Source organism: Marinomonas shanghaiensis (assembly GCF_003259175.1).
GTDB lineage: Bacteria > Pseudomonadota > Gammaproteobacteria > Pseudomonadales > Marinomonadaceae > Marinomonas > Marinomonas shanghaiensis.
Map to the genome: position 1 here is coordinate 45,434 of NZ_QGOK01000014.1, position 19,754 is coordinate 65,187.

Annotated in this window: 19 protein-coding genes; 12 read left to right on the plus strand and 7 right to left on the minus strand. The window is 47.9% G+C overall.

Translation table 11 applies throughout. The annotated features are described in order from the left end of the window. Nucleotides 1–15 precede the first annotated feature (15 nt). From DKT73_RS12185 to DKT73_RS12205, 5 genes are all read right to left on the minus strand, one after another. Nucleotides 16–1,158 carry an ABC transporter permease gene (locus tag DKT73_RS12185; protein ID WP_198666610.1) on the minus strand — a complete coding sequence of 381 codons (1,143 nt, stop codon included), beginning with the start codon at nt 1,156–1,158 and terminating at the stop codon, nt 16–18. After that, nucleotides 1,148–2,089, minus strand: a complete 942-nt coding sequence (locus DKT73_RS12190; protein WP_111638830.1) for an ABC transporter ATP-binding protein — start codon at nt 2,087–2,089, stop codon at nt 1,148–1,150. The genes DKT73_RS12185 and DKT73_RS12190 overlap by 11 nt, the downstream gene beginning before the upstream one ends. Next, a complete protein-coding gene (locus DKT73_RS12195) occupies nt 2,086–3,033 on the minus strand; it encodes an HlyD family secretion protein (protein ID WP_111638831.1) in 948 nt (315 codons plus the stop codon). Before DKT73_RS12195 ends, DKT73_RS12190 begins: the two co-directional genes overlap by 4 nt. Beyond that, a complete protein-coding gene (locus DKT73_RS12200) occupies nt 3,020–3,700 on the minus strand; it encodes a TetR/AcrR family transcriptional regulator (RefSeq protein ID WP_111638832.1) in 681 nt (226 codons plus the stop codon). The genes DKT73_RS12195 and DKT73_RS12200 overlap by 14 nt, the downstream gene beginning before the upstream one ends. Before the next feature lie 200 nt (nt 3,701–3,900). Then, the gene (locus tag DKT73_RS12205) at nt 3,901–5,523 is read right to left on the minus strand and encodes a methyl-accepting chemotaxis protein (protein WP_111638833.1); all 1,623 of its coding nucleotides are present in this window, start codon (nt 5,521–5,523) and stop codon (nt 3,901–3,903) included. Between the two features lie 472 nt (nt 5,524–5,995). On the opposite strand from DKT73_RS12205, the gene DKT73_RS12210 reads away from it, so the two are divergent. From DKT73_RS12210 to DKT73_RS12220, 3 genes are all read left to right on the plus strand, one after another. Next, the gene (locus tag DKT73_RS12210; protein ID WP_456298945.1) at nt 5,996–6,967 is read left to right on the plus strand and encodes a methyl-accepting chemotaxis protein; all 972 of its coding nucleotides are present in this window, start codon (nt 5,996–5,998) and stop codon (nt 6,965–6,967) included. Between the two features lie 5 nt (nt 6,968–6,972). Beyond that, nucleotides 6,973–7,833, plus strand: a complete 861-nt coding sequence (locus DKT73_RS12215) for a nitrate- and nitrite sensing domain-containing protein (protein ID WP_111638835.1) — start codon at nt 6,973–6,975, stop codon at nt 7,831–7,833. A gap of 68 nt (nt 7,834–7,901) precedes the next feature. Further along, nucleotides 7,902–8,735 carry an SDR family NAD(P)-dependent oxidoreductase gene (locus DKT73_RS12220; RefSeq protein WP_111638836.1) on the plus strand — a complete coding sequence of 278 codons (834 nt, stop codon included), beginning with the start codon at nt 7,902–7,904 and terminating at the stop codon, nt 8,733–8,735. Here DKT73_RS12220 and DKT73_RS12225 read toward each other — a convergent pair. Then, nucleotides 8,723–9,736, minus strand: a complete 1,014-nt coding sequence (locus DKT73_RS12225; RefSeq protein WP_111638837.1) for an alpha/beta hydrolase — start codon at nt 9,734–9,736, stop codon at nt 8,723–8,725. The two genes, DKT73_RS12220 and DKT73_RS12225, sit on opposite strands and share 13 nt — an antisense overlap. 19 nt (nt 9,737–9,755) lie before the next feature. Further along, nucleotides 9,756–10,043 (minus strand): HlyU family transcriptional regulator, encoded by a 288-nt coding sequence (locus DKT73_RS12230; protein ID WP_111638838.1) that lies wholly within the window; start codon nt 10,041–10,043, stop codon nt 9,756–9,758. Between the two features lie 187 nt (nt 10,044–10,230). Here DKT73_RS12230 and DKT73_RS12235 point away from each other — a divergent pair, with 187 nt between their 5' ends. The 9 genes from DKT73_RS12235 to DKT73_RS12275 all read left to right on the plus strand — a co-directional run bounded on the left by DKT73_RS12235 (nt 10,231) and on the right by DKT73_RS12275 (nt 19,745). After that, a complete protein-coding gene (locus DKT73_RS12235; protein WP_198666611.1) occupies nt 10,231–11,208 on the plus strand; it encodes a LacI family DNA-binding transcriptional regulator in 978 nt (325 codons plus the stop codon). A gap of 166 nt (nt 11,209–11,374) precedes the next feature. Then, complete coding sequence (locus DKT73_RS12240; RefSeq protein ID WP_198666612.1) at nt 11,375–12,613, plus strand: ABC transporter substrate-binding protein; 1,239 nt, start codon at nt 11,375–11,377, stop codon at nt 12,611–12,613. A 97-nt stretch (nt 12,614–12,710) separates the two neighbouring features. Then, complete coding sequence (locus DKT73_RS12245; RefSeq protein WP_111638840.1) at nt 12,711–13,616, plus strand: carbohydrate ABC transporter permease; 906 nt, start codon at nt 12,711–12,713, stop codon at nt 13,614–13,616. 9 nt (nt 13,617–13,625) lie between these two features. Continuing rightward, the gene (locus DKT73_RS12250; protein WP_111638841.1) at nt 13,626–14,519 is read left to right on the plus strand and encodes a carbohydrate ABC transporter permease; all 894 of its coding nucleotides are present in this window, start codon (nt 13,626–13,628) and stop codon (nt 14,517–14,519) included. Nucleotides 14,520–14,522: 3 nt separating this feature from the next. Next, nucleotides 14,523–15,596 carry an ABC transporter ATP-binding protein gene (locus DKT73_RS12255; protein WP_111638842.1) on the plus strand — a complete coding sequence of 358 codons (1,074 nt, stop codon included), beginning with the start codon at nt 14,523–14,525 and terminating at the stop codon, nt 15,594–15,596. Nucleotides 15,597–15,635: 39 nt separating this feature from the next. Continuing rightward, entirely contained in the window at nt 15,636–16,400 is a 765-nt protein-coding gene (locus DKT73_RS12260; RefSeq protein ID WP_111638843.1) for a sugar phosphate isomerase/epimerase family protein, read from the plus strand. Further along, on the plus strand, nt 16,397–17,536 hold the full coding sequence (locus DKT73_RS12265) for a Gfo/Idh/MocA family protein (protein ID WP_111638844.1): 1,140 nt from the start codon (nt 16,397–16,399) through the stop codon (nt 17,534–17,536). Before DKT73_RS12260 ends, DKT73_RS12265 begins: the two co-directional genes overlap by 4 nt. A gap of 9 nt (nt 17,537–17,545) precedes the next feature. Then, nucleotides 17,546–18,601: a sugar phosphate isomerase/epimerase family protein gene (locus DKT73_RS12270; protein WP_111638845.1), complete on the plus strand. Its 1,056-nt coding sequence runs from the start codon at nt 17,546–17,548 to the stop codon at nt 18,599–18,601. A 4-nt stretch (nt 18,602–18,605) separates the two neighbouring features. Further along, entirely contained in the window at nt 18,606–19,745 is a 1,140-nt protein-coding gene (locus DKT73_RS12275) for a Gfo/Idh/MocA family protein (RefSeq protein ID WP_111638846.1), read from the plus strand. The last annotated feature ends 9 nt before the right edge of the window (nt 19,746–19,754 follow it).

Here is a 19,754-nt window from a genome sequence, read left to right on the forward strand (position 1 = left end):
GGGATTTTGTTAAACTTACCCCAGTTTTTTCTTGAAGCGTAATGACGCAATGATAATTCCGCCGACAGTAAAGAGTCCTAGCCATAAGGCATCTTTGCCTAATAAAAGTAGGTTGGCATCTCGTAATGCAATGGCGCGGATCATGCGCATAAAGTGGGTGACAGGCAGGGCTTCGGCAATCCATTGGGCAGCGACTGGCATGGCATCGTAAGGAAACATAAATCCCGAGAGCAATATTGATGGCAAGAGAATAAATATGGTCATCTGCATGGCTTGTAATTGTGTTTTGGCAATAGTAGATAGTACCAATCCAAGGGTTAAGCTGGCAAAAATGAACAAAACGGAGCTGCCAAGTAGTGACAGCAAGTTGCCTTTAATGGGCACAGAAAACACCCAATGACCCACACTTAAAATAATGGCGACTTGTAATAGTCCGACTAAAACGTAAGGCGCTATTTTCCCTATCATGAGTTCGATAGAACGCACTGGCGTGGTGATGAGAAATTCCATATTGCCGTGTTCATGTTCCCGAACGATGGCAGATGACGTAAATAAAATCATTGTCATGGTTAGAATAACGGCCACCAACCCCGGAACAATATTCACCACAGTTCTTTGCTCTGGATTGAAGTATTGCACCACTTCGAAACTTGGCGCGGTGCGTGTTGCGCTATGGTTTGCCACTTCGTCTAGGGGCATATTGCGCAATGCTCTGATACTTGAAGCTATGACAGTATCCGAGCCATCGACTATCCATTGGCCTATCGGCTGAGTGAGTGGTGAGTCAGCCTGCTTATGATCATAGAGTGGGTGATTGAATAGGCGACGAGTCATATCGGCTGGCAAATACAGTACGGCTCTAATGTCGCCTTTGGTGATCGCGATTTCGGCTTCTTTTATGGAGCGATAACGAGCAATAAAGTCGACGGATTGCGTGGCTACCAGCGCTTGTTCGACGGCTCGGCTTTCTGATGTTTGGCTGAGGTCGACAAGGCCGACAGGAATGTGTCTGGCGTCGGTATTAATGGCGTAGCCAAACAGCATAAGTTGTACCAGCGGTATCATGATAATCATTCCGAAGGTCATTCTATCGCGGGAAAGCTGCTTCAGCTCCTTAACGAAAATGGCATAGATTCTGATCCATATGCTAATCCCCATGGCGTCCTCCGGTACAGGTGACAAAGACATCTTCAAGGCTAGGACGCGCTAGTAGGGTTTCTCTGCCATGGCTGAGTTCAGATATGAAGAGCAGAGGGTTTTGTACTTTTTTCTTCACTAGTACTCTTAGATGCGCACCAATTTGTGCGGCAGAGAGAATGTCGGGGTGTTGGGTTAGAGTCTGTTTGAGTTGTCTTAGCTTGTTGCCACTGACTTCCACAACGGTGGCAGGCATGGCATTCATCAAGGCTTGAGGAGAGCCATCGGCGCGTTTATTACCTTCTTCCATAATCGCCAAGGCGTGACAGCGTTCGGCTTCATCCATGTAATGGGTGGATACTAAAATAGTCGTACCAGCGGCACAAAGGTCGAACAATCTTTCCCAGAATTCGCGACGATTTTCTGGGTCAACTGCAGAGGTTGGTTCATCGAGAAATAACAACTCAGGTGAATGTAGTGTGGCGCAGGCCAGAGCAAGTCGCTGTTTTTGTCCACCACTCATGGAGCCTGCAAATTGTTTTGCTTGTTTTTCTAAATCGTATAACGCGAGCAATTCCTCGATGCGGGCTTTTTTGCGCTTTCCAGCAAAGCCATAAATGGCACCGACAAAATTTAGATTTTCTCGCACGGTTAGGTTGTCGTATAAAGAGAATTTTTGCGTCATGTAACCGATGCGTGTTTTTAGCGACTCTTCGTGACCTAATAGCGGTTTGCCCAAAATAGTGACGTCGCCTTCGCTGGCTTCTAATAAGCCTGTGAGCAGACGGATGCTGGTGGACTTTCCACAACCATTGGGACCAAGAAAGCCATAAATACTGCCTTTAGGGATGAGTAGATCGAGCTTGTTTACGGCAATATTTTCGCCAAAACGTTTGGTTAATCCTCTGGCTTCAATGGCGTATTCCATTTTTTCGCAGTGGTCGAAAGTCATGGTAAGCGCACCTCAACGGCAAGTCCTGTGGGCAGCTGGTTAGCGTTGATGAGATCAATATCTGTCAGATACATCAGGCGTGCTCTGTCTCGTTCATTGAGCGCATAAAATGGCGTATAAGCAGGTTGCGAGCGGATATTTCGTACACGACCTTTGATGGGCGATTCGAGACCATCAGCAAACACTTCAATAGCGTCGCCAGCTTTGATCTTGGTTAACGCGCTGGCTGGCAAATAAACTCTTGCATAAGGATGACCTGAAGACAGCAAGCTAATCAACTGAGTGCCTGCGGTAACACGATCTCCTTCGTGCCAAGGTAGCGTATCAATTGTGCCATCAATGGGGGCTTTAAGGGTGAGGTCTTCACGGGCTTTGGTTTGCCATTCAAGGGCAGCCTGTGCGGCTTGCACCTTAGCATTGGCTTGGGCGATGTCTTCTTCACGGGCGCCATTTTTTAGCTCTAACCACTGATCATAAGCTTGCTGTGCCTTGGCTTTGTTGCTGTCTCTAGCGGCTTTGGCCGCATCAAAATCGGCTTTGCCAACCACATTGCTTTGATAGAGCTTTTCGATGCGCTGGTATTTAAGTTCAGCTTCTTTACTGGCGGCTTGAGTGGCTTCTAACGCGGCGAGTGAAGCGCTTAATTGTTCTGGTCGTGTGCCAGCCGTTAATACGCTAAGAGCGGCATTGGCTTGAGCAAGCTCGGCTTCGCGTTGGGCAATAAGAGCATCGACACTGCGTGTGTCTAACCTTAGCAAAATATCGCCTTGGAAGACTTGCTGCCCTTCGCTGACGTTTACTAAAACAATCTGTTCTGCGGTGGGAGCCGATAAGGTGATTCTATCACGCTCAATATTCCCCATGGCATAGGTTGATTCTTCAGCTTGGCAAGCGCTCAGCAAGGCGAGCAGCAAGGCGGATAATAAAATACTACGAGTTTTCATTATGGTTCCCCTTAGTCTGGTTAAGAGGGGGTGAAAAAGAAAAAAGACCTTGTTCTAAGAGGGTTTGATTGTGATCAGCAATACTTAACAAACAGTCTTCTTTGAGTTCAACCCCAAGTTGCTGCTGAAGGTATTTTGGTGCTAAGACAGGGAAAATCATTAAGCTAACAAAACTTAGACGAACCCATGTAGGATCCAGATTGGGATTAAGGTGTTTTTGTTTCTCAAATATTTCAATCCATTTGTCAGAGCGTTTCAAAATATTGTCGATGATGTCGCTTAAAATACCAAACGCCACAGAGTTATCTTGTTGGCTCAGTACCGGTAGAATCAATTTTGGCAGCATGGGATTGTTCGCAATCATTCGATAGTAGGTCTGCATCAGCAGTAATGGATTAGGTGGCGAATTAGGGTCTATATCCGCTTGAAATTGGTCAATCACGGGTGCCAAGGTTTCTTTTATAACGGCTTCAAATAATCCTGCTTTAGAACCAAAATAATAGCGGATCATCGCGGCATCAACTCCCGCTGAAAGCGCGATTTTTCGTATTGATACCTTGTCAAAGCCTTGCTCAGCGAAACACCGTTTGGCAGCCGAAATTAAGCTTTTCCGAGCAGAATCTTGATGCTTATCAGACTGTTTAGGGCGACCCATTCGGGTGGTCATGGTTGGCTCCAGCTTATTAATTCATCTGGTGATGAATATAGGCTATTTAGTTCCAATAAGTGATGTAGATAATTCCTCAAAAAGTTATTTAGTGAGGAGTTACTGAAAAGAGTGCGTTGTTTTCTGTTCTGTTACGAGACAAGAAAACAGACAGCTGAATAGTGTTATTCAACTGTCTGAGCGACTTAGATAGGAAAGACTTAAGCAAACTGAAACTGTTTGATTTTGCGGCTTAGTTCGTTTGTCATTTGTGCAATCATGGCGCTGCCTTCCGACACTTGTCGGGAGTCTTCGAGTACTTTTTCCGACACTTCACGAATGCCCATTAAGTTATGATTGATTTCTTCGGCCACGGTACCTTGTTGCTCCGCAGCAGAGGCGATTTGATGGCTACGCGCTGATACATCATCAACCTGTCTTAGCATATTTTTTAAGTTTTCTGCAGCGACGTGCATTCTGTCGGCACCACTTTCTGCTTGGCGTGTGCTGGTGGCCATCGAGGTGGACGCTTCTTTGGATTGATGTTGAAGCTTTTCGATGATGCTGCGTATTTCGACAGTAGAGCCTTGAGTTCGGCTGGCTAACGAACGTACTTCATCCGCCACGACGGCAAAGCCACGGCCAAGTTCACCCGCTCGTGCGGCTTCAATGGCGGCGTTTAAAGCAAGCAGATTGGTTTGCTCAGAAATGTCACCGATTACACCCAATACAGAGTCTATGTCGCCCGTTTGCTCCAACAGTTTAACAATGACATCGTTAGCGCCTTCGATGTTTTTGGTCAAACTTTGAATGTCTTCGTTCGTGGCGTCCAAATCTTGGCTACTTTGGCGTGTGATGGTTTGCACCATTTGTGTTGCATCGGCTGTGTCTTTGGCGTGTTGTGCCACGTCTCGAATGGAATAAGACATTTCATTCATGGCGGTGGCGAGTAATTCGACTTCTTGAAACTGGTTATCCATACCTTGTTTAGTATGCAAACTGTTGCCTTGCAGTTGCACGCAGACGGCTTGTAGTTCTGTAATAGCGTGATCCACTTCCAGTAAGGTGTCATTTAATGAGTTGGATACGTGATTGGCCGCATTGGCCAAAATACCAATTTCATCGTCACGTTGCATGTCTAATTGCTTGGTCATGTCACCCTCTGCGATGTGTTGCAAATGTTCTGTTACGGTTTTCAACGGGCGAGTAATGTTGCGAACAATGGTCACACTGCTGATCAGGGCAAGTAATATGAGAATGAATTCGATGCTGGCCGATTGCTTAATGGTCGCCCAGAAAATGTCTGTTACGCTGCTGTACAACACACCGCTGCCAATGACCCAACCCCAAGGTTGATAGCCTTTTACATAAGACACCTTGTCCTCTGAATGCGCGACTTGCGGCCCTTTATAAGCGTATTCTACATAACCCTCACCGTGTTTTTTTACTTCAGACACCATGGCTTGCCAGTGCGAAAAACCATTCGCGTCCGTGACATTCGCCATATTTTTGCCTTCGTCTTGCGGTTTAAAAGGATGCATGAGCAGTTTGGTTTGCATGTCATTCACCCAGAAGTAGCCATCGTCGCCAAAGCGCAATGCAGACAAGGCCGCTAGAGCGGATTGTTTTGCCTGATCGTCTCCAATCACAGCGGCTTGGTCTCCATAGTATTTGACGAGAGAATACGCGCTGTCTACTTGCTCTTTGACTTGCAGTTGTCTGGCGCTTAACAGTTCACTGTGCAGCTCGCTGTAGGCAATGGCACTAAAGACGATAAGTAATGTGACTAAGGCGCTAATAAGCCCCCAAAGTTTATAGCTTACTTTTATTGAGCTGAGCTTCATATGACATCCCTTCAAGGTGTGAGTTTGTTTTATAAGCAGGGATTATGGGCCTGAGTCCTGAAAAGAATTGTGATCGAAATCAAAACAAAGACACTTTGCTTAATATTTCTCTAAGATCCTCAGCATGAGGATATTGTTGGATTGAATATCGGCTTATTGATTCCTATGGCATCATTATTGCTTGCTTTTATCCAAGATAAATCAAATCAACAGGACGGGTTCCTGTTAGGCAAAGGCGCCTGAATCTACAGCAATCACGCTGTTGTGGATTCAGGCGCCTTTTTTTGTTCGGCATTGGAGAGACAGGAACATGAAGTGGCTTACTTATCCGGCATTTTTATTGCTGCACACCCTAGGCATTATCGGCATGCTGCGGACTTTACTGGTGATTGGTCTAGTCGGTGGAGGTATTCGATTCGTTACATCCTCGCCGCTAGTTGAGTGGCTATGGGGGATATTGGTGTATTTCGCGATGGCCAGCCTGTGGCTTATTTTGCAAGAGATCGGCCAATTGCAGCGTTACTGTGAAACAACCGCTTCAAATCGCTCCAACGACTCTGTGCGTGTGGGGCAATGGCGGCTTCTTCAGCCGGTGAGCCGTGGATTTCAGCAGTGGCTGAACCATGAACAGCGTCAACAACAATTATTGCAGCAGCGCCTGGATGAAATATCTCACTCCTCCCATGAACTCGAACAAAGTGCCGCATTGGTGACACGTAATGCTGAAGGGCAAAGTGATTCGGCGACTGTGGCCGCGGCGGCCGTTGAAGAATTGAATGTGAGCATTGTGCAAGTAGCATCCCTAGCAGCGGACTCGCGACAGAGCAGTGTGGTCGCCAGCGAGCAGCTGGCTGATGGTATTGCTCAGCTCACCAATTTGGTGCGACAGGTGTCTGATATGGCGCAGCAAGCGATCCGTACCGATGCGTTGATCCGTCAATTGAGCAGCAACTCCCACACCATCAATGAAATGTCAGGCACCATTCGTGGTATTGCTGACCAAACTAATCTGTTGGCGCTGAACGCCGCCATTGAAGCCGCGCGAGCGGGCGAGAGTGGTCGAGGTTTTGCTGTGGTGGCCGATGAAGTGCGGCGTTTGGCCATGCACAGCCAAGAGTCTGCCACGGAAATCAGTCGCAACATTGAATCCGTGCAACGACATATTCAACAGGCCGCCGCTCAGGTGTCTGATCTGACAGAATTGGCGAATCAAAGTGCCGAGCGTTCAGAAAAGGTTCGTACTCTGTTAAATCAGGTCCAGCAGCACACCCAGCAACTTACCGCACAAGTCGATCAAGTGGCTGTCAGCACTGAACAGCAGGGGCAAGCGGTAGCAGAAATTGCGGAACTGGCGGATCGGGTTCGTCGTGGCAACGCCGACAATCTGCACGCGGCCGATCAAGCCCGCACCATCGCTCATCATCTGGCTCATTTGACAGGATAATTGGTATGAACAGCATTGATTCCGCACTCCCGCTCTTGTTCACAGTTTTGATCATCATGGCGTTGCTGTTTTATGGACTGCATCGGCGCTTGCAACAGAAAAAACACTTACATCTGCAATCGAATGTTCGGCAATTAGCGGTACTGCGCGTCTTGATTGCTGAGTTTCAGCGTCATCGTGGCCTGAGCAATGGTGTACTCTGTGGTGACACCAGCATGAGTCAAGCGCTTGCGACGACGCGACAAAGCTTAGATCAGCACATCCATGTCGCACAAGCGTTCGACAGCACCCATCGAGAGGCGTGGAAAAGTTTGATTGATCATTGGTCGCGGATGCGCGAAGGACGCAGTCATGATCGTGTGAACAATTTGATGCAGCATCACTTAATCATTCGTAATAGTATTTTTCTCATGGAAGATGTGGCCAGCGAGATTGATCTGACACAAGGTTTACCGGCGTTGGGCTATTTGTCTTGTATCTGGCATGAGGTGATTCAGGCGGCAGAGTGGGCCGGGCAGGCGCGTGCATTGGGGACAGGGATCGCAGCGGCGGGACACAGCAGTGTCGAGCAGCGCGTAAGAATGCATTTTCTCTATCAAAAAATTGAATTGTTGGCGGGTCAAGCTTTCACCACACTGCAGCAACATGCCCAAGCGTATCCGCAGATGGCAGCGTTTCGTTTGTCGCATTGCGAGCAAGTCGTGACGGATTTTCTGCGCTGTATAAAGCAGGAGCTACTCGGTTCAGAAGTCCCTGTGATTGCGGCTAACGCCTATTTTCAACACGCCACTCAGGCCATTGATGAATTGTTGGCCTTAGTGGATACGGCATTGGATCAGTTGCAACAGCAACACGGAAAAGAGTGATAACGCTTACGTCCTTTCAATGCATTTTGCTACTATCCTATGCACCACGGTTTTTATAAGGAAGTACTATGCAATATTCGGTTCTTATTACAGGTTGTTCGTCAGGTATTGGCTTAGCAGCCGCCAAAATGCTTCAAGAGCGTGATTTTCTGGTGGTGGCGAGTTGTCGCAAACAAGAAGACGTTGCCGCGTTGCAAGCACAGGGCATTAAGCATGTTGTGCAGCTGGACTTAGCGGACTCGGCTTCGATAGAAAAGGGCTTGCAAGACACCTTGGCCATTACTCATGGCGAGCTTTTTGCCCTGTTTAACAACGGTGCTTATGGTCAGCCAGGGGCCGTTGAAGATTTGCCTGTGGATGCGCTGCGCGCGCAGTTTGAATGTAATGTCTTTGGCACGCATGAACTGACCACCAAGGTGCTAAAAGTGATGCTGGCCCAAGGATACGGACGCATTGTGAACAACAGTTCAGTACTGGGTTTGGTGGCCGCACCGTTCCGTGGTGCTTACAATGCCAGTAAGTTTGCTTTAGAAGGTTTGACCGATACCTTGCGTTTAGAGCTATTCGATACGCCTATTAAAGTGAGTTTGATCGAACCTGGCCCAATCGAAAGCCGCTTTCGTGCCAATGCGTTGTTGGCTTTGCAAAACAATATCGACATGGACAATAGCCGCCATAAAAAGGGTTATGAAGATGCAATCGCAAGGTTGAGCAAAGAAGGCGTGACGTCATCACAAACCCTGCCCGCCAGTGCGGTGGTGAATAAGCTGATTCATGCTTTGGAATCAACGCGCCCAAAAGCGCGTTATTATGTGACTTTGCCAACCTATGGCGCCGTGTTGATGAAACGCGTACTTCCAACGTGCTTGTTGGATTGGGTTATGCGTCGTCAAGGCGCGTGACGAAGCGTTTTTAGCCAATCGGACATAGCAGACAGATACGCCGTGCGTGCCGACTCGTGCGACAAATACAAGTCGTGAAAGCCTTGAGCAATACTCACTTGAGTGAGATTGGTGAAGGTTTTCTGAGCGGCTTGTTGCATGCTGTCAACATCCAACACCCCATCGCCTTGTTGGACGTCTTCAACCGTCAACTTGCCTATGGTGCTAACAGCCGAATGGCATAACAGGGTCGGGATCTTGATACGCTGATTGGCTAGATTGCGCTGGGCATGAATCACTTCTCTTAACCAATGAAAAGACAAATCAAAACCTTGGGCTGGCTTCCAATCTAGGCGGTAATCCCATTCGCCACCAAAAACGCAATGTATGGTTTTCGCGTAGAGCGAGATTTTTTTGGCGCGTAAATAGGAAAAAGGCAACAAAGAAACCAGTATGCGAATCGGCCAGCTAATGCGATTGAGCACCTTTGGAGGAAAAGGCAGAGCGAGAAAAGGACTATTCAGCATAAGCCCAATGACATTGGGAAAGGCTTTATTGTAATGGCTTTCTCTTTCGGACAAGGCATAAGGTTGCGCCAAATAAGTTGATACGACTAACCCTCCAGTAGAGTGTCCCAACAAGACAAGATTATCGACACCATCTTGTTTTATGGTGGCCAAAGCAATGTCCAAATCTTGACCATACTGTTCAAGCGACTCACACCAATTGGGGGGAGTCGAAGGACGAATAGAGCGTCCGTAGCCCTGTAGATCGAGGGCGTAAAAACGATAGCCCAAATCGACAAAGTGTTCAGCTAAACCGGTTTGAAAAAAATAATCCGTGTAGCCGTGCACATACAAAATGGCGTTGGTTGCGTCAGCGTTGCCAATATGATGGATGAGTGTGGTGTGGACTTGGGTTTTGGGACCCGCAAAGGAAAAAGTTCTGGCGCGAAAATGGGCACCCAATAGGTCTTCACAATCGCTCACTTGCTGCCAGTCTTGTCCTATTGGTGCGCTCATAGTTGGTGCTCTCAAGTGGTTACTTAAACAGGCTGTCACCCAGTTGGTCGATGGTTAACTTGGCCTTGCGTAACGTTATCTCAATGCATTCGTCACGGTTTGGCATTAGATCCGAACGAATAAACTTGTGAGTCTTTTGCGCTTCGCCTTCTCCTTTGGTGATGGTGGCGGCGACGCGATATTGCCCACCCTCATTCATGGGGGCAGGTACAATGGAAAACCCTTTGTGCTCGACTACGTCTTCTGTTTTTTCAGGGGCGCTTTCACCGCCTGCAAATAGCCCCTTGAGGCTAGATAAGATACCCATTGATGTTCTCTCCTACTGATTTTGCTCTATTTTTCGGGGATTTGTGGTAATAGTCAAATCTCGACGTATGATTTATTTTTCAACGTTAACAGAATTACCACAGGATAAGTATTCTGTCGAAGAAAAGTCCCATTATAATGTGTTACTAGCGTTTCCGTTTAATCAGGATATGGGTTTGGACAAAATCATGAGCACTATTAATCAAGTAGCCACCTTGGCGGGGGTTTCTAAAGCCACGGTTTCTCGCGTGTTAAGCGGTGTGACGCCAGTGAAAGAAGAAACTCGATCCCGAGTATTGGCCGCCATTGAAACCTTGTCTTACAGTCCAAATCAGGCAGCTCGATCTTTGGCGAGCAACAAAACCTATACCATAGGTTTGGTGGCGTCGCGCATTGATACCGCTTATTACGGACCCGCAGCGAGTGGGGTGGAAAGGGCATTACGTGGGGGCGACCGCCATGTGATCATTGCGAGTGGCAATGGTTCTTTGGAAGGGGAGCGAGAGGCGGTTGATTTCCTGATCAAACGACAAGTCGACGCGCTGGTATTGGTAACGAACTTTTTATCAGAAGAAGAAGTCGCGGTCATCAATGAACGCTGCCCTGTCTTTGTGCTGAATCAGCAATTTCCAGGCGGAGAAGGGCACAGTATTGTGTTTGATAACTTTGCTGGGGGCGAAATGGCCACCCAGTATCTTATTGATAAGGGACATCAAAAGATTGCCACCGTGACCGGTCCGCTCTGGAAACACGATGCCTATCAACGCTATTTAGGCTGTCAAAAAGCGCTGCAAAATGCCAATCTGCCTCTACATTGTCAGTATGAGGGCAATTTCAGTGCACACTCTGGTATGGCACAGATGGAGGCTATTTTAGCGCTGAAAGATCGACCTACTGCGGTATTCTTTGCCAATGATATTATGGCGATGGGAGCGCTTCATATGTGCGCTCAACAAGGTATCAAGGTACCCGATGACATGGCTATTATAGGATTTGATGATCTTGATATGTCCAAATATTATGCGCCCAGCATAACGACCATAAAATTACCCTTGTACGACATGGCAGAAGCCGCAGCCTATCTGCTTTTAAATACTATTTACGCGACAAAACACCCGATTAAACACCGTTTTTCCCCCGAGCTCGTTGTTCGCCAATCGGCGTGATAACCATTTTCTGTTATTCAAAAAATGCGTAAAAAATATTGACGAGTCCATTTTATTGGCTAATATTTGTTCATGAAAGCGGTTTCATTTCAAGTTTTACCGTTTCAGCTTAAGTCTCTTGAGAGGGAGATTTGAGGACAAAAACCCAATAGAGGATAAAAATAATATGATGGGTAAAAAACTGTTTACTGCCACTTTAGGGGCAGGGTTTATGAGTGTGTCGGTTCAAGCGGCAGATTTAGAAGTGATTCATTGGTGGACATCGGGCGGGGAACAAAAAGCCGTGACGGTGTTAGCGGAAGAGTTCGATAAACTGGGTAATGATAAATGGGTCGATACTGCCGTCGCGCTGGGCGAAAACGCACGAGCATTGACCATGCAGCGTATTCTCGGCGGTGATGCCCCTGGAGCCGCACAATTCAATACCTCTCGTCAGTTCGAAGAATTGATTGAAGAGGGTCTGCTTCTTGATCTCACTCCGGTAGCTGAAAAAGAAGGCTGGACTGATTTTATTCGTCCTTCCAGTATTTTAAACCCCTGTATGAAAGATGGCGGCATTTATTGTGTGCCAGTCAATATTCATTCGGCACAGTGGCTTTGGACCAATAAGAAAGTTTTTGCCGACGTGGGAGTGAAAGAACCCAACACATGGGAAGAATTTTTGAGCGTTGCCCCAAAAATCCGTGAGGCAGGTTACATTCCTTTAGCCTTTGGTGGTCAGGGATGGCAGGAGCGCCATGTCTTTGATGTGGTGCTTATTGGGGTGACAGATGAAGCATTCTGGAATCGTCTGTGGAAAGACAAGAGTGTGGACGCGGCGGGCAGTGCGCAAATGCGCAAAGTCTTCGAGACATTTGGGGCGCTAAGACAATTTACCGATGCGGGAGCACCAGGTCGAAATTGGAATGATGCTACCAACATGGTGATCACGGGCAAAGCGGCGGCGCAGGTCATGGGGGACTGGGCGCGTGGTGAATTTGCCGCAGCGGATAAGGTTGCTGAAGTGGATTACGGCTGTATCCCAGGTCCCTCTAAACGCCCTTATCTTACATTGGGGGGTGATGCGTTTATCTTCCCTAAATCTTCTGATAAAAACCTCGAAGCGGCGCAAATGAAGCTGGCTTCGATGATGTTAAGCCCTTACATTCAAGCGAAATTCAACAATACCAAAGGTTCTTTGCCCGTACGTGCGGATGTCGATTTAAGTGTCGCAGATGCCTGTATGAAAAAAGGCTTAGCCCTGTTGGGCGATCCTAAGGCGTCTATTACGCCAGCGAATGCCTATATTACGGAAGATACCAATGGGCAGATACAAGATTTAGTCTCTACTTTTTGGAATGAGCCCAGTATGTCTGTCGACAATGCCCTAGCTGTTTTCAAAGGCATTATCGAAGACGCTGAGTAATCTTTTCGTCGATGAATGATCACCGGTTTTTTCTGCAATACCATGCTTAGCAGGTGGTACTGGTGGTCACTTCTTGCGTTCCAAAAGGAGTAAAAATATGGCTACTTCAACAAAAGTGTCGATACCGCGACGTGCTAAACGTGTGCAAATTTCGTCTTTGCTGGCCAGTACACCGATGGCGATTGTGGCGATTGGTGTGTTCGTTGTGTGTGTCGGTTATTCCGTGATGCTGTCATTCACAAAATCCCGTCTGTTTCCCAACTTTAACTGGGTTGGGTTAGATCAATATGAACGCCTGTGGGGGACGTCTCGCTGGGTTGTGTCCGTCGAGAACTTATTAGTATACGGCGTGTTATTTATTGTTTTGTGTCTGATTTCTGGCTTTTTTATGGCGGTCTTTCTGGATCAGAAAGTCCGTTTCGAAAGTGGTTTTCGAACCCTATTTCTGTATCCCTATGCCATGTCTTTGGTGGTGACCGGCTTAGTCTGGCAATGGATGATGGAACCTTCTTTGGGGATTCAAAATGTGGTTCAGCGCATGGGGTGGTCGTCCTTTGAATTCGCGCCCTTGGTCGACCCTCAATACGCCATTTATGGGGTGCTGATCGCGGCGGTGTGGCAGTCTTCTGGTTTGGTTATGGCGTTAATGCTGGCCGGTTTACGCGGTATCGACGGGGAAATTTGGAAAGCGGCACGAGTAGATGGCATACCGACATGGCAAACCTACCTGTTTATTGTGCTGCCAATGATGCGTCCAGTGATGATCACGTCGGTGGTGTTGCTTGCGGTGGGTGTGGTGCGGGTTTATGACCTAATCGTCGCACAAACCGGTGGTGGCCCAGGTATGTCGACGGAGATGCCGGCGAAGTTTGTAATTGATCACATTACCGCCCGGGGCAACGTGGGCTTGGGGATGGCGGCGGCAACCATGATGTTGCTCCCTGTGCTCTTGGTGATTGGTCCTTGGATTTATCGCGAATATGTTCGTCCAGCGAAACACTAGGAGTCGGTTATGGAACAGATTCAGTTAACTGGCCCACAAGGGCCTAAGCCAAAACAGACTTCCGTTTCTCGGATGGGTGTGTATGTTTTTTTGGTGAGTGCGGCGATTTTCTTTTGTATTCCGTTGTACGTGATGTTGGTGACATCGTTAAAAGGTATGCCAGAAATTCGTTTGGGAGAGCTTTTTGCGTTACCTGGCGACCCAAGCTTCGCGGCTTGGGTAAAAGCTTGGAGTGAAGCGTGCTCTGGCGTCGAATGCAATGGTATTCAAACGGGGTTTTGGAACTCGGTAAAGATCACTATTCCGAGCGTCGCCATCTCTATCATTCTTGGGTCTATTAATGGTTATGCCTTGTCGTTCTGGCGTTTTAAGGGATCTAACTTGCTGTTTGGTCTACTGCTATTTGGTGCTTTTGTGCCTTTTCAGGTGGTGATTTTTCCGCTGATTATTTTTCTTCGTGAAGTGGGACTGTATGGTTCTTTGACGGGAATTATTTTGATCCACACTATTTTCGGCATGCCGATCATGACCTTGTTGTTTCGCAATTACTTCGCCTCGTTGCCAGATGAATTGTTCAAAGCGGCACGAGTCGATGGGGCAAACTTTTGGCAGATCTTTTTTCAAATCATGATGCCACTCTCCATTCCAGTGACCGTGGTGGCAGTGATTCTGCAAACCACAGGGATTTGGAATGATTATTTATTGGGGCTGATTTTTGCGGGTCGAGACAATTTACCAATGACGGTGCAGTTGAACAACATAGTGGCCACCACCTTTGGGGTGCGTGAGTACAACGTGAACATGGCAGCGACCATTCTAACAGCAATCGTGCCGTTGGCGATTTACTTGTTGTCTGGTAAATATTTTGTGCGTGGCATCGCCGCTGGCGCGGTAAAGGGGTAAGTGATGAACAGTGTCTCAATTAAAGAATTGGATCTTAAGTATCAAGATGCACATGTGTTAAAGCATCTAAATCTAGACATTCAAAAGGGCGAATTTTTGGTGCTCTTGGGGTCATCTGGTTGTGGCAAGTCCACCTTGCTTAACTGTATCGCTGGTTTATTGGACATTACGGCGGGGCAAATTTGGATTAACGATCGCAATGTTACCTGGGAAGAACCCAAAGATCGCGGTATTGGCATGGTGTTTCAGTCTTATGCTTTGTATCCACAAATGACCGTGGAAAAGAATTTATCCTTTGGTCTAAAAGTGAAAGGCATGGCGAAAGAGGAGATTCGCCAACGAGTGGACCGCGCGGCGAAAATTCTACAAATAGAGCCACTATTACAGCGTAAACCGTCCGAACTGTCTGGCGGACAGCGTCAGCGTGTTGCGATAGGGCGAGCGTTAGTACGGGATGTGGAGGTGTTTTTATTCGATGAGCCTTTATCGAATTTAGACGCTAAGTTGCGCGCGGATTTGCGGGTAGAAATTAAGCGTCTGCATCAAAAATTAAAAAACACCATGGTGTATGTAACGCATGATCAAGTAGAGGCGCTTACGTTGGCGGATCGTATTGCCATCATGAAAGACGGTGAGATTCAGCAACTGAGTACACCAGCCAATATTTACCATAAGCCCTGTAACCTATTTGTTGCACAGTTTATTGGCTCGCCAAGCATGAATTTGTTGGAAGGCCGCATCGTGGGCGAAAATTTTGTCTATCAAGATTATCGCGTTCACTTAATGGGCTATGAATTTATCGATCAAGGCGATCACGACACGTCTGCGTATTTAGGCATTCGTCCTGAGCATTTGGCGCTTGAGCCCCGTGAGGGTTATGTGCAATTGGCCACGGCCACGATAGATATCTTGGAACCAATGGGCGATGAAACCATCGTGTGGTTTGATTTTATGAACCGCAAGTGGTCTGTCAAAGTTCATGGCGATCATCAACTGACATGGGGCGCTGACATCGACATTTATCTCGATCCTAAGAAAGCCCACCTGTTCTCTAAGCAAAGTGAAGTACGGCTTTAACGTCACCAATCGTAAACATAACAATAAAAAGGAAGACACATGAACGAATTTTCATTTCAGCTTTACAGCGCTCGCAATACACCGTCTCTTGATGACGTGTTCGCTCTTTTACACCGAGCAGGTTATCGGCAAGTAGAAGGATATGGCGGTTTATACGCGCAGTTGGATGAGTTGAAACACTTATTAGCCAAACATGATCTGACCATGCCAACTGGACACTTTGATTTGGGTATGTTGGAAAACAACATCGCCCAAGCCTTATACATTGCGAAAACCTTGAATATGCACACCATTATTTGTCCTTTCATCCTGCCGGAGCAACGCCCTGATAGCGCTCAAGGTTGGTTTGAACTTGGGCAGCGTTTAGAGGCGATCAGAGAAAGAACCATCAATGCGGGTTTTGAATTTGCTTGGCACAATCACCACTTTGAGTTTGAGCCTTTAGCGGATGGCTCTTTGCCAATGACTTGGATCCTAGAAGGCGGTCCAAATATCAAATGGGAAATGGACGTATCTTGGGTGGTTAAAGGTGGGCAAGATCCCGCTGCATGGCTCACCCAATATCGTGACCGTATTTGTGCTGTGCATTTAAAAGACATCGCCCCTGAAGGGGAGTGCCAAGATGAAGATGGTTGGGCGGATTTTACTCATGGCACCTTACCTTGGAAAGACTGGTGGCCCGTGGTGCGTGCAACGCCCGCCAATGCGTTTGTGATGGAGCATGATAATCCTAATGATTTATCGCGCTTCGCTAACCGTGCCCTAACAGGGGCGCAAGCCTTAGTGAAAGGAGCGACAGTATGAAAACGATTTTGAATGTAGGGCTAATTGGTTGCGGCAATATTTCTGATAGCTATTTGTCTTTGGCGCCGCAGTTCTGTGGTTTTAACATTGTGGCCTGTGCGGATCTCAACGCAGAGTTAGCGGCGACGAAGGCGCAAAAATACGGCATTGAGTCGCGTAGTGTTGATGCCTTATTGGCCTCTCAAGATATTGATATTATTGTTAATTTGACCATCCCAGCAGCGCACTATGCTGTGAGTATGCAAGCATTAGAAGCAGGCAAACACGTTTATTCAGAGAAGCCTTTGGTGTTAAGCCTTGAAGAAGGGCAAAAAATGAAAGCGCTTTCACTAAAAAAAGGACTCAAAGTGGGCAGTGCGCCCGATACCTTTATGGGTGGCTCTCATCAGTTTGCGCGACACTTGTTAGATAAGGGAGAGATTGGTGAAGTGTATTCTGGTACGTGTCATGTGATGAGCGCCGGAATGGAAAGCTGGCACCCTAATCCAGACTTTTTCTTTAAAGCGGGTGGCGGCCCAATCCTCGATTTGGGGCCTTACTATATTGCGAACTTGATCCAGCTATTAGGACCTGTAGAGTCCGTAATGGCCAAAACGGCGATTCCTCGTAAGCAGCGTAAGATCACCAGTCAGCCACGATCTGGCGAGCTGATAGAAGTAGAAACCCCAACAACAATTCACGCTATTTTGACGTTCCAAAATGGCGCGGTTATTACCTTGGGAGCTAGCTGGGACGTGCAAGCCCATCAACATTCTCACATGGAGTTATATGGCAGCAAAGGGTCTATGTATTTGCCCGACCCTAACTTTTTTGGTGGCAAAGTGTCGCTGATTCAAGAGGGTCGTGAAACGCCATTGAAAGTGTGGAATCACCCATTTGGGGTAGCAAATCAAATTCATGGTGAATTCGCCAAGGCAAATTATCGCACCGCAGGTTTGGCGGAAATGGTAATGGCCATTCATATGGGGCGAGATCATATGTGTTCCCTCGACAGAGCCTTACATGGAGTCGAAGTGATGACAGCGATTTTGGCATCAGGCGAAAGTGGGCAATCCATCAAGATGACGACCCACTGTGATCGCCCACGTGCGCTTGATCCTGAGGCGGCTAATGCCTTGCTTGCGGCGTGTTTTTAGGAGGACATTATGAAGACGATACAAGGACCAGCGATTTTTTTGGCGCAGTTTGTGGGGGAGGAAGCCCCTTTTAATAGCTTCGATGCGATTTGTGGTTGGGTGGCCTCTTTGGGGTATAAAGGCGTGCAAGTGCCTACTTGGGACAAACGTTTGATGGACCTAGAACGCGCTGCCAATAGCCAAGACTATTGTGACCAGTTGATCGCAACGGCCGCCAAACATGGTGTAGTGATATCGGAATTGTCTACCCATTTACAGGGGCAGCTGGTGGCGGTTCATCCCGCCTATGATGCCGCCTTTGACGGCTTTGCCGATCCGAGTGTGCGGAGCAATCCGGATGCGCGACAGGCTTGGGCAGTGGAACAACTCAAAATGGCTGCTAAAGCCTCCAAGCGTCTTGGATTGACGGCCCATGCCACTTTTTCTGGTGCCTTAGCATGGCCATATTTTTACCCTTGGCCGCAGCGCCCAGCGGGGCTAGTGGAAGAGGCGTTTGCAGAACTTGGCCGACGCTGGAAGCCCATTCTCGATGCGTTTGACGAAGCGGGTGTGGATCTGTGTTATGAAATTCACCCTGGTGAAGACCTACACGACGGCGTGACTTTCGAGCGTTTCCTTGCGGAGGTAGATCATCATCCACGGGCGAACATTCTTTATGATCCGAGCCACTTTGTGTTACAGCATTTGGACTATCTGGCCTTTATCGACCATTACCATGCACGTATCAAGATGTTCCACGTCAAAGATGCAGAGCTGACGCTAAATGGCAAATGTGGCGTCTATGGCGGTTTTCAAAACTGGGTGGATCGCCCCGGCCGTTTTCGCTCCATTGGCGATGGTCAGGTGGATTTCAACGGTATTTTCTCCAAGCTTACCGCCTACGATTTTGCGGGTTGGGCGGTATTGGAATGGGAGTGTTGTTTAAAGCACCCTGAAGACGGTGCCCGTGAAGGTGCGCAACGTATCCAAGATTTTATTATCCGCGTGACGGACAAAGCCTTTGATGATTTTGCTGACAGTGGCGTGGATGCAAAAGCGAATCGACGCATGCTGGGATTGGAGTAATACAATGACTGAAACAACAAAACGTCGACTACGTCTTGGCATGGTAGGTGGCGGTGAAGGCGCATTTATTGGCGAAGTGCATCGTTTTGCGGCCCGTCTAGATGATTGTTACGAACTGGTCGCGGGGGCGTTATCGAGTCAGCACGACAAAGCCGAACGGTCGGCCAAGGCACTTGGTATGGCGCGGTCCTACGTGGATTTTGAAGACATGGCGCGTCAGGAAAGTGAGCGTGAAGACGGCATTGACGTGGTGTCAATTGTGACGCCCAATCACCTGCATGCGCCGGTGGCGATGGCGTTTCTACAACGAGGCATTCACGTCATTTGCGATAAACCTCTCACAGCGACGCTTGCTGAGGCAAAAGCATTGTCTCAAGTGGCAGAAGCAAGCCAAGCGCAGTTTTTATTAACCCATAATTATTCTGCTTATCCCATGGTGCGTGAAGCCCGGGCCATGGTCAAAGCCGGAAAACTTGGACGCATTCGTTCTATCCAAGTGGAATACGCACAAGATTGGCTAACCCATGCCTTAGAACAAACCGGCAATAAACAAGCCGTCTGGCGCTCGGACCCTGCTCAAGCTGGGCTGGCCGGTTGTGTGGGCGACATCGGCAGTCATGCGTATCAATTGGCGTGTTTTGTGGGCCATACACAGGCTAAAGAGGTCTTGGCGGATTTGTCCAGTTGGGGGGAAGAACGCCAGTTGGATGATGAAGCGAATATTCTGCTGCGCTTTGAGAACGGTGCAAAAGGGCACTTATGGGCCAGTCAAGTCGCACCCGGCAATGAGAATGCCTTGTCACTTAGAATATATGGCGATAAAGCCGGAATAGAATGGCATCAGGAATCGCCTAATGAACTGATTTATTCTGTGTTAGGTGAAGCAAGCCAACGCCTTCGACGTGGCAATGGTTATTTAAGCGAAGCGGCAACATCGATTTCTCGTATTCCTTCGGGTCATCCAGAAGGCTATTTAGAAGCGTTCGCAAACTTATATCGTGAGTTTGCACAGCAGCTGCTGACAGCAACGCCTCATCCTGACTTGCCTACTATGGCAATGGGGTTACATGGAATGCGTTTCATTACTGCCAGCGTGTATTCGAGTCAAAACAATGGTCTTTGGGTTCCATTAACAGAGTCATAATGAGAGGCA

What these genes read in the sequence shown, in the direction of transcription:
- DKT73_RS12185 (WP_198666610.1), bottom strand. Translation starts at nt 1,158, where the DNA reads ATGGGGATTAGCATATGGATCAGAATCTATGCCATTTTCGTTAAGGAG.
- DKT73_RS12190 (WP_111638830.1), bottom strand. Translation starts at nt 2,089, where the DNA reads ATGACTTTCGACCACTGCGAAAAAATGGAATACGCCATTGAAGCCAGA.
- DKT73_RS12195 (WP_111638831.1), bottom strand. Translation starts at nt 3,033, where the DNA reads ATGAAAACTCGTAGTATTTTATTATCCGCCTTGCTGCTCGCCTTGCTG.
- DKT73_RS12200 (WP_111638832.1), bottom strand. Translation starts at nt 3,700, where the DNA reads ATGACCACCCGAATGGGTCGCCCTAAACAGTCTGATAAGCATCAAGAT.
- DKT73_RS12205 (WP_111638833.1), bottom strand. Translation starts at nt 5,523, where the DNA reads ATGAAGCTCAGCTCAATAAAAGTAAGCTATAAACTTTGGGGGCTTATT.
- DKT73_RS12210 (WP_456298945.1), top strand. Translation starts at nt 5,996, where the DNA reads ATGGCCAGCCTGTGGCTTATTTTGCAAGAGATCGGCCAATTGCAGCGT.
- DKT73_RS12215 (WP_111638835.1), top strand. Translation starts at nt 6,973, where the DNA reads ATGAACAGCATTGATTCCGCACTCCCGCTCTTGTTCACAGTTTTGATC.
- DKT73_RS12220 (WP_111638836.1), top strand. Translation starts at nt 7,902, where the DNA reads ATGCAATATTCGGTTCTTATTACAGGTTGTTCGTCAGGTATTGGCTTA.
- DKT73_RS12225 (WP_111638837.1), bottom strand. Translation starts at nt 9,736, where the DNA reads ATGAGCGCACCAATAGGACAAGACTGGCAGCAAGTGAGCGATTGTGAA.
- DKT73_RS12230 (WP_111638838.1), bottom strand. Translation starts at nt 10,043, where the DNA reads ATGGGTATCTTATCTAGCCTCAAGGGGCTATTTGCAGGCGGTGAAAGC.
- DKT73_RS12235 (WP_198666611.1), top strand. Translation starts at nt 10,231, where the DNA reads ATGAGCACTATTAATCAAGTAGCCACCTTGGCGGGGGTTTCTAAAGCC.
- DKT73_RS12240 (WP_198666612.1), top strand. Translation starts at nt 11,375, where the DNA reads ATGATGGGTAAAAAACTGTTTACTGCCACTTTAGGGGCAGGGTTTATG.
- DKT73_RS12245 (WP_111638840.1), top strand. Translation starts at nt 12,711, where the DNA reads ATGGCTACTTCAACAAAAGTGTCGATACCGCGACGTGCTAAACGTGTG.
- DKT73_RS12250 (WP_111638841.1), top strand. Translation starts at nt 13,626, where the DNA reads ATGGAACAGATTCAGTTAACTGGCCCACAAGGGCCTAAGCCAAAACAG.
- DKT73_RS12255 (WP_111638842.1), top strand. Translation starts at nt 14,523, where the DNA reads ATGAACAGTGTCTCAATTAAAGAATTGGATCTTAAGTATCAAGATGCA.
- DKT73_RS12260 (WP_111638843.1), top strand. Translation starts at nt 15,636, where the DNA reads ATGAACGAATTTTCATTTCAGCTTTACAGCGCTCGCAATACACCGTCT.
- DKT73_RS12265 (WP_111638844.1), top strand. Translation starts at nt 16,397, where the DNA reads ATGAAAACGATTTTGAATGTAGGGCTAATTGGTTGCGGCAATATTTCT.
- DKT73_RS12270 (WP_111638845.1), top strand. Translation starts at nt 17,546, where the DNA reads ATGAAGACGATACAAGGACCAGCGATTTTTTTGGCGCAGTTTGTGGGG.
- DKT73_RS12275 (WP_111638846.1), top strand. Translation starts at nt 18,606, where the DNA reads ATGACTGAAACAACAAAACGTCGACTACGTCTTGGCATGGTAGGTGGC.